This window comes from Nonomuraea mangrovi, from assembly GCF_042681425.1.
GTDB lineage: Bacteria > Actinomycetota > Actinomycetes > Streptosporangiales > Streptosporangiaceae > Nonomuraea > Nonomuraea mangrovi.
In genome coordinates, this window is record NZ_JBHUFV010000015.1 from 305,394 (window position 1) to 318,346 (window position 12,953).

The 12,953-nt window shown below is 72.2% G+C and carries 12 protein-coding genes; 7 read left to right on the forward strand and 5 right to left on the reverse strand.

Annotation, left to right across the window (positions count from 1 at the left end; translation table 11 throughout):
- The first annotated feature begins 113 nt into the window (after positions 1 to 113).
- Genes ACFSKW_RS08905 through ACFSKW_RS08915 form a run of 3 tightly spaced genes read left to right on the forward strand, consistent with a single transcriptional unit; the run spans position 114 to position 4,661 of the window.
- Positions 114 to 3,089 (forward strand): BTAD domain-containing putative transcriptional regulator, encoded by a 2,976-nt coding sequence (locus ACFSKW_RS08905; RefSeq protein WP_379571062.1) that lies wholly within the window; start codon positions 114 to 116, stop codon positions 3,087 to 3,089.
- A gap of 52 nt (positions 3,090 to 3,141) precedes the next feature.
- On the forward strand, positions 3,142 to 3,744 hold the full coding sequence (locus ACFSKW_RS08910; protein WP_379571064.1) for a hypothetical protein: 603 nt from the start codon (positions 3,142 to 3,144) through the stop codon (positions 3,742 to 3,744).
- Positions 3,741 to 4,661: a hypothetical protein gene (locus tag ACFSKW_RS08915; protein ID WP_379571066.1), complete on the forward strand. Its 921-nt coding sequence runs from the start codon at positions 3,741 to 3,743 to the stop codon at positions 4,659 to 4,661. Before ACFSKW_RS08910 ends, ACFSKW_RS08915 begins: the two co-directional genes overlap by 4 nt.
- Here ACFSKW_RS08915 and ACFSKW_RS08920 read toward each other — a convergent pair.
- Positions 4,648 to 5,469, reverse strand: a complete 822-nt coding sequence (locus ACFSKW_RS08920; RefSeq protein WP_379571068.1) for a MarR family winged helix-turn-helix transcriptional regulator — start codon at positions 5,467 to 5,469, stop codon at positions 4,648 to 4,650. The two genes, ACFSKW_RS08915 and ACFSKW_RS08920, sit on opposite strands and share 14 nt — an antisense overlap.
- Positions 5,470 to 5,539: 70 nt before the next feature.
- On the opposite strand from ACFSKW_RS08920, the gene ACFSKW_RS08925 reads away from it, so the two are divergent.
- Both ACFSKW_RS08925 and ACFSKW_RS08930 read left to right on the forward strand, forming a co-directional pair.
- The gene (locus ACFSKW_RS08925) at positions 5,540 to 6,181 is read left to right on the forward strand and encodes a hemerythrin domain-containing protein (protein ID WP_379571070.1); all 642 of its coding nucleotides are present in this window, start codon (positions 5,540 to 5,542) and stop codon (positions 6,179 to 6,181) included.
- Positions 6,182 to 6,277: 96 nt separating this feature from the next.
- On the forward strand, positions 6,278 to 7,087 hold the full coding sequence (locus tag ACFSKW_RS08930; RefSeq protein ID WP_379571072.1) for an ion transporter: 810 nt from the start codon (positions 6,278 to 6,280) through the stop codon (positions 7,085 to 7,087).
- On the opposite strand, the gene ACFSKW_RS08935 is transcribed toward ACFSKW_RS08930, so the two are convergent.
- Positions 7,060 to 7,671, reverse strand: a complete 612-nt coding sequence (locus ACFSKW_RS08935; protein WP_379571074.1) for an AAA family ATPase — start codon at positions 7,669 to 7,671, stop codon at positions 7,060 to 7,062. The two genes, ACFSKW_RS08930 and ACFSKW_RS08935, sit on opposite strands and share 28 nt — an antisense overlap.
- A gap of 95 nt (positions 7,672 to 7,766) precedes the next feature.
- Between ACFSKW_RS08935 and ACFSKW_RS08940 the strand changes: the two genes are divergently transcribed.
- On the forward strand, positions 7,767 to 8,687 hold the full coding sequence (locus ACFSKW_RS08940) for a sporulation protein (RefSeq protein WP_379571076.1): 921 nt from the start codon (positions 7,767 to 7,769) through the stop codon (positions 8,685 to 8,687).
- Between the two features lie 50 nt (positions 8,688 to 8,737).
- On the opposite strand, the gene ACFSKW_RS08945 is transcribed toward ACFSKW_RS08940, so the two are convergent.
- From ACFSKW_RS08945 to ACFSKW_RS08955, 3 genes are read right to left on the reverse strand one after another with little or no spacing between them, the layout of a single operon-like run.
- Positions 8,738 to 9,238, reverse strand: a complete 501-nt coding sequence (locus ACFSKW_RS08945) for a methylated-DNA--[protein]-cysteine S-methyltransferase (protein ID WP_379571078.1) — start codon at positions 9,236 to 9,238, stop codon at positions 8,738 to 8,740.
- Entirely contained in the window at positions 9,235 to 10,602 is a 1,368-nt protein-coding gene (locus ACFSKW_RS08950; protein WP_379571080.1) for a DNA-3-methyladenine glycosylase 2 family protein, read from the reverse strand. Before ACFSKW_RS08950 ends, ACFSKW_RS08945 begins: the two co-directional genes overlap by 4 nt.
- A gap of 9 nt (positions 10,603 to 10,611) precedes the next feature.
- Positions 10,612 to 11,820 carry an MFS transporter gene (locus tag ACFSKW_RS08955; protein WP_379571082.1) on the reverse strand — a complete coding sequence of 403 codons (1,209 nt, stop codon included), beginning with the start codon at positions 11,818 to 11,820 and terminating at the stop codon, positions 10,612 to 10,614.
- A gap of 143 nt (positions 11,821 to 11,963) precedes the next feature.
- Here ACFSKW_RS08955 and ACFSKW_RS08960 point away from each other — a divergent pair, with 143 nt between their 5' ends.
- A complete protein-coding gene (locus tag ACFSKW_RS08960; protein ID WP_379571084.1) occupies positions 11,964 to 12,833 on the forward strand; it encodes an ArsR/SmtB family transcription factor in 870 nt (289 codons plus the stop codon).
- Positions 12,834 to 12,953: the final 120 nt, after the last annotated feature.

Here is a 12,953-nt window from a genome sequence, read left to right on the forward strand (position 1 = left end):
GACCTGTGGGTGGTCCCGCGACGCCCGTGGGTCGTCCGGTGAAGGCCACGGGCGGTTCGCAACGGCCCGCAGGGGGGAAGAGGCCCGCCGGTCAGCGGCCCAGGCCCGCGCCCGTGCGGATCCCGTCGAAGCGGACGCCCGGCGACATCCTCGCTGGGCTGGGCGCGCTCATGGTGCTGGTCGCGCTCGTGGGCGGCGTGCCGTACGCGCTGCTGGCGCTGGCGGGCCCGCCGATCTCTCCAGAACTGCTCGACCTCGACCTCGTGACCAGCCAGGTGGGCGCCAGCACGGTCGTGGCGCTGATGGTGCTGCTGGTGTGGCTGGCGTGGTTCCAGCTGTTCGTGTGCGTCGTCGTCGAGGTCTACGGCGGCATCCGCAGGGTGGGGATGCCCGCCCGCGTGCCGCTGTCGGGGGCGACGCAGGCCCTGGCCAACAGGCTGGTGTCGGCGGTGTTGCTGCTGTTCACCGCAGGTGCGGTGGCCGTGCCGATCGCGGGGTTGAGCGCGCCGCCCGCGCGTCCCGCCATGACGACCGTGGCTTACGCGGCGCCGGTGTTCGAGGAGGAGGCGACCGTCTACAAGGCGAGGAAGGTCTACACCGTTCAGCCGCCGCACGGCAGGCACCACGAGAGCCTGTGGGAGATCGCGGAGAAGTGCCTGGGAGACGGGCGGAGATATCCGGAGATCTTCCGGCTGAACCAGCACAAGGAGCAGCCTGACGGGGCCCGCCTGCGGATGGCCGACCTGATCAGGCCAGGGTGGGTGCTGGACATGCCGGACGACGCGGTCAACGTGCACATCGTGCCTGCCGGGCAGTCGAGAGAGACGATCCTGCGCGAGCATCCTGGCCCGCCGGCGGCGTCGGACCAGGAGCCTGGCAGGCCCGCTCGGCCCGCCCCGGCGAAGGAGCAGGCCGACCCGGCTCGCCAGGACCCGAAGGCCGAGGAGTCGCACCGCTCCGACTCCGCGAAACGCGCGGAGGAAGCGGCCAAGCACGCGGAAGAAGCCAAGCGCGCGGCGGAGGCGAAGCGCGCGCAAGAGGCGAAGCGCGCGGAGGCGACAAAGCGTGCAGAGGAGGCCAAGCGTACGGAGGCCGACCGTGCGGAGGCGGCGGCCAAGCGTGCGGAGGCGGCCAAGCGTGCGGAGGCGGCCGAGCGCGCTGAAGAAGCCAGGCGCGCGGAAGAAGCCACACGCGCGGAGGGGACAAGGCGTCCGGAGGAAGGGGCGAGGTCCGGGGAGGCAGGCGCCGAGGCAGGGCGCGCGGTGGCGGACGCGCCCGCAAGCCAGGACGGCGCCGCCGAGCAGAATCCCGGGCTCGATCTCGTCGACTACCTCGCGGGCGCGTCGCTGGCCGCCGCTGGCCTGCTCGTGGTCCTCGGGGGCAGGCGGCGCCGCCAGCTCTGGCGCCGTGCCTTCGGCCACCGCATCGCCCGCCCTCGCGACGACGCCGCCAAGGCAGAGGTGGCGCTTCGCCTGGGGGCCGACGCGCCAGGCGCCCGCATGCTCGACATCGGTCTGCGCGTGCTCGGCGCCGAGCTGGCCGCCCAGAAGCGCGTCCCTCCCACGGTCTACGCCGCTCACCTGTCGGCCAGGACCCTCGACCTGTGGATCCATCCGCCCAGCGCGGACGCGCCCGAGCCGTGGGAGGCGCAGGACGGCGGGCAGGTCTGGCGGCTGGCCGCCCACGAGGGCAGGCTCCTGGAGGAGCAGGCGGGCGGCGCGCCGTACCCGGGTCTGGTCTCGCTGGGCACCGACGGCGGCGGTCGCGTCCTCGTCGACCTGGAGGCCGCCCACGGCCTGATCAACATCCGCGGCCCGCACACCACCGCCGCGCTCGCCGCCCTGGCCGTCGAGCTGGCCACCAACAGGTGGTCGGACGAGATGCGCGTCACGCTGGTCGGGTTCGGCGAGGAGTTGACCACGATCGCGCCAGGCCGGGTCAGGTCCGTGGGCAGCCTGTCGGAGGTGCTGCCCGAGCTGGAGACGGCGGCCGCGCCCCGCCAGGAGGTGCTGACCGGGCGGGTCAACGGCCAGTCCAGGCTGGCCCACTATCTGCTCAGCGCCGTCGCGCCCACCCTGGAGGAGGCCCGGCGCCTGGCGTTGCTCGCCAGGAAGGGCACGGCGGGGTTCGTGCTCACGGGGGAGGTGCCGCACGCCACCTGGACCGTGGAGATCACCGAGGACGGCCGCGCCCGCGTCCCCGAGCTGGGCTTCGAGGTGGCGGCGCAGCTGCTGCCCCGCCGCCACTACCAGGCGCTGCTGGACCTGTTCGACACGGCCGAGCGCCACGAGGGCGAGGCCATGCCGGAGCCCGAACCGCTGGAGGAGCTCCACCCGCCCGCCGTCGAGATCAGGCTGCTCGGCCCCATCGAGGTCAGCGGCCCCGAGCCGATGGAGGAGGGGCGGATGGAGCTGGCCACCGAGCTGCTGGTCTACCTGGCCACGCATCCGGGAGGCGTCCATCCCGTCGTGCTCGGCGGCGTGCTGTGGCCGCGCGGCGTGCAGGCGCTGGTGCGTGATGCCACCATCGCGCGGGTCGCGCACTGGCTCGGCGAGGAGCACCTGCACACCGACGAGGCGGGACGGCTCAGGCTCGGCCCCGGCGTGCGGACCGACTGGGTGCTCTTCCGCGAGCTGGTCAGGCGCTCACACGACGACCAGACCGCGCGGGCGGTCCTGCTGGAGAGGGCGCTCGGGCTGGTCAGGGGTCCGCTGCTGGCCGGCAGGCCGGGCGCCAGGTACGCGTGGCTGGCCGCCGACGAGCTGGAGTACGACGTGGCGGCGGCCGTCGCTGACGCCGCCCACCGATTGTGCGAGGTCAGGCTGGCCCACGGCGACGCGGACGCGGCGGTGGCCGCGGTCCGCGCGGGTCTGCTGCTGGCCGCCGACGACGAGGGCCTGTGGCGCGACCTGCTGCGCGCCACGCACGCCACCGGCGACCAGGTACGGCTGCGCGCCGTCGTCGAGGGCCTGACCCGCAGGTCGGCATCGCACCCGTACGGCGGCGGCATGGCCCCCGAGACCGAGGCGCTCATCGACGAGCTGCTGCCGTCATGGCGGATCCACGTGGTCAGGGAGTCTTCCGCGTGATTCATACCGAAAGGCGCACATCAATGGCTCCCGGAAGACAGGGAGACCTAGCGTGATCCGCATGCGAGGGCTGATCGCACCGGTGGTCGCCGCCGCCCTGCTCGGCGCCGGTTGCGCGGCCGCCGGCGCCGATCGGCCCTTCACGCCGCGCCAGGCGGTCGCGCCCACTCCCGCGGCCGCCGGCGCCCCCTCGACCGAGACGATCCTCGTGGGGCCGAGGACGAAGGTGCTCGTCGAACGGCCCGCCACCACCGACCCGCGGCAGGCGGCGCTGCTCAGAGCGTTCACCGACGTCTACGCGGGAATGTGGAAGGCCGTCGTCACCGGCGACGACTCCTATCTCGCCAGGATGGCCGATCCCGGCGGGCGCGAGGCCGTCGACTGGGTGCTGAGCTTCGACGGCCTGTCGGTGCGCGGCACCGCGCGGATCTACGCGATGAACGTCACCGCGGTCATGGGCGGGGGAGCCGAGGTCGGCGCCTGTGTGGACGAGACTCGCCTGAGGGTGCTGAAGGGCAGGGGCGGCACGGCCGTCTCCACCCAACCCGCGTGGACGCGGGCCGCCTACCTGCAGGCCATGGTGCTCGCCGAGGGCGAGGACGGCGTGTGGCGGGTCAAGGACTTCAGACACGGCAAGGAAGGGTGTGCCCGTTGAACCCCCTGCTCTCGGCCGCCGTCGCCGGCCTGCTGCTGCTCGACCCCGGAGGCCCGCGCGGCGACGGCTTCCAGGACGGCCGTACGGCGGGCGTCCGCCTCGAGAACTCCAAGATCGTGATCACCGGCAACGGGGCGAGGGGCGGGAAGGGTGACGGCTACCAGCTCAAACGCCCCTGCTGGTACGAGCCGGGCCCGGACGCCACCGAGATGCTCAAGACCCAGGAGGACGTCAGGGCCTACTGGTTCAGGATGAACCCTGACGGCACGGAGGAGCAGTTCCAGGCCTTCCTCAAGCAGTTCAAGGACAAGATCGGGCAGCTGGGCCGCTGGTGGACCCCCGCCTACAACGAGGCGGACGCGAGGGGCAGGGCCTGCTGGGGCGGGCTCGACCAGTTCGTGTGGGTGCCGCCCGGCACGACGCCCCCGGCGGGCATCACGCTGGCGGAGCTGGTGGAGATCGCCAGGGCCGCGCTGACGGTGCCGGAGCCGCAGGTGAGGCTGAACCCCGACGCCAAGAGTTACGTCAACCTGCCGACCTGGGTGTGGCTGGGCGGGGTCGGGCAGGCGACGCGTTCTGTCACCGCGTCCATCCCCGGCATCATGAGCGCGACCGTCACCGCGTCGCTCCAGGACATCAAGATCGACGCCGGCACGTCGCCGGATCGGGCCGAGGTGCGCGAGGACTGCGGGGCCTCGGGCCGGCCGTACCGGAAGGGCGGCGAGTTCACCTGCGGCGTGCGGTACCTGCGCGCCTCCGTCGACCAGCCGCGTGAGATGTACGTGCTGACGGTCACCACGGTGTGGCCCGTCGAGGTGGAGGACGACGTGGTGCCCTTCGCCTACGATCCCGTCGAGGTGGGCGCCACTCGTGACGTGCCCGTCGGCGAGGTGCAGAGCACGGTCAGACGTCGCTGACGAGCTTCTGGAGCAGCTCGCGCAGTTCGTCCTCGGGCTGGGGGCCGCCGAGGAGCTCGCGTACCCGCGCCTGGAGCGCGATCTGCGCCTCGCTGACCGCCTCGAGCCGCCGCCTGCCGAGGTCGGTGAGCTCCAGCGCGTAGCGGCGGCGGTCGTGCGGGTCCCTGCCGCGCGCCACCAGGCCGGCTCTCACCAGCTCGTTGACGGCTTCGGCCGCGGCGGGTTCGGTGATCCGCAGGTGGTCGGCGAGCCGGTGCTGCGGGCACGGCGCGAGCTCGTCGAGCGCGGCGAGCGGGCCGAAGTGCCTGGTCCGCAACCCGGTCTCGGCCAGCAGGGCGTCGCCGAGCCTGCGCAGCCGGTAGTGCGCCTGGGAGATCAGGTACACGGTGCTCTGGACCTGCGCGGGCTCGGGGAGCAACAGGGTCAGCAGTTCGTTGAGCCTGTCGCGCTCGCCGGGCGTCAGGGGCGCGGTGACCTCCGTGTCGCGGGCGGCGGCGGCCTCGCGCATGCTCGCCAGGGCCTCGCGACCCGCAGGGGTCAGTCGCAGCACGTTGGACCGGCGGTTGTGGAGGTTGCGGGTCCTGATGACGTGGCCGTGCGCCTCCAGGCCGTCGATGAGCTTCACCATGATCGTCCGATTGATGCCGAGCCGTTCCGACAGGTCGTGCTGTGAGCAGCCGTCGTGCTCGGCCAGCACGTCGAGCAGGACGAACTCTCGCCATCGGGACTCGCCGGTGAACCGCGTGGACACCTGGCGCAGCAGGTTCCCGAGGGAGCGCTTCAGCAGATCAGGCAGGGTCGAGGTCACCCTCCAATCGTACCAGGCATTGATAGTTGGAATATTGACAGTTGGAGAGATGGCGCTTTAGCTTTCTCGCATGACGTATCAACTCGACATGACGATGATGTTCACGGTGCACGACGCCCTCCGGCGGGACGCGGAGCGCATCGCCCGCATCACCGCCCGCATGGACGACGACCCGGGACGGCTGCTGGGCGCGGCCGTGGGCTGGGAGATGTTCAAGGCCTACCTGCGGGTCCACCACACCACCGAGGACGACCTGCTGTGGCCCGTGATGGAGCGGACGCTGGCCGACCGGCCCGACGAACTCGCGCTGCTCGCCGCGATGGAGGCCGAGCACGCGCTCATCGACCCCCTCCTGGAGGCCTTCGACGCGGCGATCGCCGACCCCGACACGGGTCACGAACGGCTCGGCGACCTTTCCGACACCCTGACCGGCGTCCTCGGCGGGCACCTCAAGCACGAGGAGAGCGAGGCGCTCGCGGTGATCGACCTGAGCGTCACGCCCGAGCAGTGGCAGGCCTTCGGTCAGGAGCACGGCAAGCGGAACGGCGCCGACTCCACCCGCTACCTGCCATGGGTGCTGGACAGCGCGAGCGAGGAGCGGACCGCGCTGATCCTCAGCCGCATGCCCGAGCACATCCAGGCGGCCTACCGCGACGAGTGGCGCGCGGCCTACGACGCGATGAACGTCTGGGGCCGAACCGAAAGGTCTTGATCGTCGGCACTCGCCCGCACCCCTACGATGATCACCGGTTGGTGTTGGTTCGTCCTTGGGGGAACGGTCCCGTTGTCGCCTCAGCAACGCGTGCGCGTGGTCCTCGAGACTCCGCTCGTCCAGCGAGCGATCATCGTCGTCATCGTGGTCAACGCGGTGACGATCGGCTGCGAGACCAGCTCCTTCCTGATGGAACGGGCCGGAGGGCTGCTGCACGCCGTCGACAGGATCGCGCTGGCGATCTTCGCGGCCGAGATCGTCGCGCGCCTGTACGCCTACGGCAGGAAGTTCTTCGCCGACCCGTGGAACTGGTTCGACACCGTGATCGTGGTGATCGCGCTGGTGCCCGCCTCCGGACCCACCTCGGTGCTGAGGGCGCTGCGCATCCTCAGGGCACTGCGCCTGGTGTCGGCGGTGCCCAGCATGCGCCGTGTGGTCGGCGCGCTGCTGGCCGCGGTGCCGGGGATGGCCTCCATCATCGGCCTGCTGGTGCTGATGGTCTACATCGCCGCGGTGATCGCCACCAAGCTCTTCGGCGAGATCGTGCCCGAGCGTTTCGACGAGCTGCCCCGATCGCTGTTCACGCTCTTCCAGATCATGACGGGCGACGACTGGGGCAACGTCGCGCAGGAGGTGATGAAGGAGAAGCCGTGGGCGTGGCTGTTCTTCATCGCCTACATCCTGATGTCGACCTTCGTCGCGCTCAACCTGTTCATCGCGGTCGTGGTCAACGCCATGAACGACACCGAGCCGTCCACCGCGGAGGCACGGACACAGGCCGAGCTCGCGGAGGTGAAGGAGGACCTCGCCGCGCTGCACGCCAAGCTCGACCAGCTCCTGCTACGGCAGGAACGCGAGGCCGCCGTGCCCGCGGGCCGTCAGCCGTCGGAGAGCGCCAACCCCTGACGGTCGCCGAAGGCGATGCGCGTCAGCCGGTCGGCGCCCGCGCGGTCGAGCACGTGCGCGCCCTTCGCGGGATTCGGATCGCCGGCCCGCACCTGGCCGAGCAGCGCGTGCCAGTGTCGCCGGTGGCGGGTGAAGGTCGTGGTCGCCACGACCCTGCCCCTGGCGTACTGCCCGGCGAGCGCGACGTCCGGTGGCGCGTCGAGGAGCAGCAGGTGCAGCTCCGCGCGGTGACGCCGGGCCAGCCACGCGAACGCTCGCAGCACGCGGGGCCCGCAGCCCCTGTTGTGCGCGATCACGGGACCGCCCACGCTCAGGCCGCGCCTGATCCGCCACACGTGCGTGGCGAACACCACGCCGGTGCGCACCGGCTTGGGCGCCCAGCGCAGCCGACCGGTCCATCGGGCACGCGACTGCTGGGAGTCGATCACCGTCACCCGGCCCGCCGTGAACGGGACGCTCTCGGTGCCGTCCATGCCGTACAGGCGGCGCAGGAGAGTCGTTTTGCCCGCGCCTGGCAGGCCCGTGACGATCACCAGTGAGTTGGCGGGATAGCGCAGGGTCTCGATCGCCCCTTGGACGGTCATGCGCGCCAGCATACGTCCCGCGATCAGGAACCGGCTCCGGACCTTGATCGTTGTGGCCTGAGGTGCACCATCCAACTCGACAGGGAGAACAAGCCGTGGTCTTCAAGCGGATGCTGGGCGCGTTCGGCGTCGGCGCCCCCACAGTGGACACCGTCCTCACCACCCCGCGGATCCAGCCGGGCGGGCGGCTGTCCGGTGAAGTACGGCTCAAGGGCGGCGACTTCGACGCCGAGATCGAGCACGTCACGCTCGGCCTGGTCGCCAGGGTCGAGATCGAGCACGGCGAGGGCGAGGGGAGCGGCGTCGGCGAGTTCTTCCGCACGACGGTGTCAGGGCCCTTCACACTGGCCAAGGGCGAGGACAGGACGCTCGCGTTCACGGTGGCGGTGCCGTGGGAGACCCCGCTCACCGAGGTGGGCGGCCGTCCGCTGACGGGCATGGCCGTGGGGGTGCGCACGGAGTTGGCCATCGCCAAGGCCGTCGACAAGGGCGACCTCGACCCGGTCGCGGTCGAGCCGCTGCCCTCCCAGCTGCGCGTGCTGGAGGCGTTCCCGCAGCTCGGCTTCCAGTTCAGGTCCGCCGACCTCGAGGTCGGCAGCCTGTACGGCGTGCGCCAGGAGCTGCCCTTCTACCAGGAGATCGAGTTCTACGCCCCAGGCGGCGGCGAGGCCGAGCTGACCTTCGTCGCCGACGAGGGCGGCCTCGAGATCGTCCTGGAGTCAGGGGGCCGCTCGGGAGATGCGATCGGCCGCTTCCACGTCACCCACGAGGAGGCCCTGCGCACCGACTGGGCAGGGGAGATCGACCGCTGGATGGCCCAGCTGTCGCAGTCCTCCCACCATGGCCACCATGGTCATCACGGTTACGACCACGACGACCACGGTCATGGCGGTCCCGGCTTCGGGGCCGTGGCAGCGGGCGCCGCCGCCGGCGTGGTCGGCGGGCTCGTCATGGGCGAGGCCATCGAGGAGATCTTCGAAGGCGACGAGGGCGACGGGGGCGACGGCGACTGGTGACCCGGCTCTGACGCCCCGGCTCGGATCGCCGCCGAGCCGGGGCCGGCGGCTCACGCCCTGCCGGACTCGTGCGCCAGCAGCCACTCCTTGACCGGCACGCCGTAGTAGTAGCCACCGAATCCGCCCGTGCTCGGCAGCACCCTGTGGCAGGGCACGAACGGGGCGATCAGGTTCTGGGCGCAGGCCGAACCCGCCGCCCGCGCCGCGGTCCTCGGCATGCCCGCCCGCTCGGCCAGCTCCGCGTACGACACCGTGGTCCCAGGCTTGACCTCCCGCAGAGTCTGGTGCAGCCGCTTGCGGGTGGGGGTGCCAGGCTGCTCGACAGGGACGGCGTCGAGCGCCTCGAGGTCGCCCGCCAGGTAGGCCCGCACCGCTTCCGCGGGCGCGCCCAGGTCCTCCACGACGTCGAGGCCGAGCTCCCGCAGCTCGGGCGAGAGCCGTACGAACATGTCGGTGGGGTCGGCGGTGAACCCCGCGGCGACGATCACGCCGTCGCGCGCCAGCAGCGCGAGCGGGCCGACAGGGGTGGGCAGCAGCTGCGCTTCGATCATGAAGAGCTCCAGAGGTGAAGGGCGGCGTAGGCCCGCCAGGGCCGCCACCGCTCGAGGTGGTCCTGAGGGATGCCGAGCGCGGCCATGCGCTTGACCAGGACGAGGTCGCCCGAAGGCCATGCGTCGGGGTCGCGCAGCGCGCGCAGCGAGATGTAGCCGGCGGTCCACGGGCCGATGCCCGGCACCTTGAGCAGGTCGGCGACCGCGTCGGCGGGATCCTGCCCGCCGTCGAGGTCGATGTCGCCCGCGGCGACCCGGCCCGCCAGGTCCCGTAGCGTGGCCACCCGCCTGGTGGTCATGCCGAGCCCCGACAGGTCCATGTCCGCCATCTGCGCGGCCGAGGGGAAACCGGCCGCCCTGTCCACGATCCTGCCCAGCAGCGTCCTGGCGCCCGCGACCGAGATCTGCTGTCCGACGATCGCCCTGACGGCCAGCTCGAACCCGTCGAACGCGCCTGGGACGCGCAGCCCCGGCCGCGCGGCCACCAGCGGGGCCAGCGACGTCGAGCCGAGCGCCTCGCTGATCGCGGCGGGATCGGCGTCGAGGTCGAGCAGCCTGCGGCAGCGCGCCACGACCCTGGCCAGATGCCTGGTGTCGTCGAGCGAGGCGTCGAGCAGGACGTGCCCGTCGCCGGGCGTCAGCGTGATCGAGCCGCCCTGCACCACCCGGTGGTAGGACCCGTTCTCGATCCGCTCCAGCCCGGGGATCGCACGCGCGGCCAGGAACGCGAACAACCCCTCCACGTCGTACGGTTCCCGCCAGTTCAGCCTGAGCCTGAGCGCGGCGGGGGCGCCCGGCCGGTGCGCGGTGGCGCGCATCTCCGACGGCGTGAAGCCGTACGTCTCCTGCATGGTGGCGTTGAACTGCCGCACGCTGCCGAACCCCGCCGCGAACGCCACCTCCGTCACGGGGAGCGCCGTCTCCGTCAACAGCTGCTTGGCCAGCAGCAGCCGCTTGGTGCGGGCCACCGCCAGCGGCCCGACGCCCAGCTCGCCGACGAACAGCCGGTGCAGGTGCCGCTCGGTGATGTGCAGCCTCGTCGCCAGCCCCGCGACGCCGTGGTCGTCGGCCGCGCCGTCGTCGATCAGCCGCAGCGCCCGCCCCACCAGGTCGCCGCGCACGTCCCAGCCGGGGTCACCGGGCGACAGCTCGGGGCGGCACCGCTTGCACGGCCTGAACCCCGCGGCCTCGGCGGAGGCGGCGTGCCGGTAGAAGCGTACGTTGCGGGACGCGGGGGTGCGCGCGGGGCAGATCGGCCTGCAGTAGATGCCTGTCGTCTTCACCGCCGTGTAGAAGCGCCCGTCGAACCTGGCGTCGCGCGCGGACACCGCGCGGTAGCAGGCGTCGAAGTCCAACGTTTCCATGCCACGACGCTATCGCCTGCTGGACACCCCCAACTGGCGGATTTCGGACCTCACCGTGATCAGCGGCACCCACGACAGCGCCATCAGGATCGCGCCGGCCCACAGCGTCGCGCGCACCCCCCACAGCTCGCCGACGCCCGCGGCGAGCAGCCCGCCGAGGCCCACCGCGCCCATCAGGATGACCTGCATGATCGAGGTCATCCTGCCGAGCATGTGATCGGGCGTGAGCTGCTGCCTGAAGCTCACCAGCAGCACGTTGTTCACGCCCGTGCGCACGGACTGGACGAAGAGGCCCGCGGCCGCCGCCCAGATCCAGACCCCGTGGTCCAGCAGCGGCACCAGCAGGGAGAACGGGGCGGTCAGCACCCCGAGCAGCCACACCGCGCGGCCCTGCCCGAGCCACCTGGCGAACAGGTGCGCGCACGCCGACCCCACGAGCGACCCCACGCCACTGGCCGCGAGGAACGCGCCGAACACCCACTCGGGGAAGGCGAGCTCCCGGATCAGCAGCACCGGCAGCAACACCGTGGCCAGCGGGAACCCGAGGTTCACCATCGCGCCCTGCGCCGCGATCGACACCAGCACCCTGTTCCCGAACAGGAACCGCAACCCTTCACGAAGCTGCCGTACGACCGGCTCCCGTACGGCCGGCGGCGGCTCCACCGCCCTGATCCCCCGCAGCCACCACGCCGACCACACGTACGTCACCGCGTCGAGCAGCAGGACCAGCGGAGCCCCCAGCACCTGGGTGAGCACGCCGGAGACGCTGCGCCCCGTGATGTACATCGCCGAGTTCGTCCCCACGAGCAACGAGTTCGCGGAGGTCAGCCGGTCACGGCCGACCAGGGCGGGCACCATGCTGTGCGAGGCCACGTCGAAGAACAGGGTGCCGATGCCCGACACGATCGCGACCAGGTAGAGCTGCTCCATCGTCAGCGCGTCCAGCCACCAGGCGGCCGCGACGGTGGCCAGCGCAGCCGCGCGCACCACGTCCATCGTCACCATGACGGGGCGCCGCCGTACCCGGTCGACCCACACCCCGGCGGGCAGGCCCATGACCAGCACGACCAGCGTCGCCAGCGAGCTGAGCAGGCCGACCTCGCCCGGGCTCGCGTCGAGCGCGGTCACGGCCAGCAGCGGCAGCGCGACGTAGGAGAGTTGCGTGCCGAACTGGCTGCCGAACGCGGCCACGTACAGCCGTCGGAAGTCGGGGTTCATGCCTGGCACGATGCCGGTCGGGATGGTCTAATGGCGACGAATTAAGGAGAGAGCTAATCGAACTGACCTTTACCGTCCAGGACATCGCGAACACGCGCTTCGCCCTCTCGCCGTTGTGGGAGGTCGTCGCCAGCGTCAGGGTGGTGAAGGAGCCCACGGGGATCAACCGCCGCTGGGCCGGCCAGGTACGCCGCCGGCTGGCGGACGTGGACTGGCGGCTGCTGTCCGATCTCGTGCCCGTGCCCACGATCTCGCTCGTCGCCTTCATCGCGCCGCCGCCCACCACGTCGCTGCCCGACCTGGAACTGGAGCTGGCGGGCATGCTCTCGCGCGCCGCCGACGTCCGCGCCGAACTCGACGCGTGGGACGTCGCCCGCACCCCGCGGCTGCAGGCGCTCCACGACGACCCTGAGGCGGGGCTCGTACGTCTGGCCGACGAGATCAGGGCGTACTGGGCGGCGGCCATCGAACCGTACTGGCCGCGCATCCGCGCGCTCCTGGAAGGCGACCTGCTCTACCGCGCCCGCGTCCTGGCCGAAGGAGGGGTGCACGGCATGCTGGCCGATCTCGACGCGAACGTGAGCTGGCAGGGCGAGCGGCTCCGTCTCGCGCACCGCTTCTGCCAGGGCGTCAGGCCCCTCGACGGGCGCGGGCTGCTGCTGGTGCCCTCCGTCTTCGTGTGGCCGCGCATCTTCTCGATCACGGTGCCGCCGTTCCAGCCGACGCTGCGCTACCCGCCTCGGGGGATCGCGACGCTGTGGGAGAGCGAGCGGAGGGACCCGCCTGCGGCGCTGGCGGCGGTGCTCGGGTCGACCAGGGCCAGGCTGCTGGCCGAGTTGGACCAGCCCGCGTCGACCCGGGACCTCGCGGCCAGGGCCGGGCTGTCGGAACCGGGAGCGAACCAGCACCTGACGGCCCTGAAGAAGGCGGGCCTGTGCAGCTCGCACCGCACGGGCCGCTACGTCCTGTACGCCCGCACCGCCGTCGCCGAGGCCCTCCTGAACCCCACCTGACCGGTGTCCCCCGGGACGCGTCCGGCTCGACTCGAAACCCCAAGCCCAGCCAGGTGGCCGGGCTGGGTTCGGGACGACCCCGGCCGGAGTCCGGTGTGTCCTCCGACTCCGGCCGGGGAA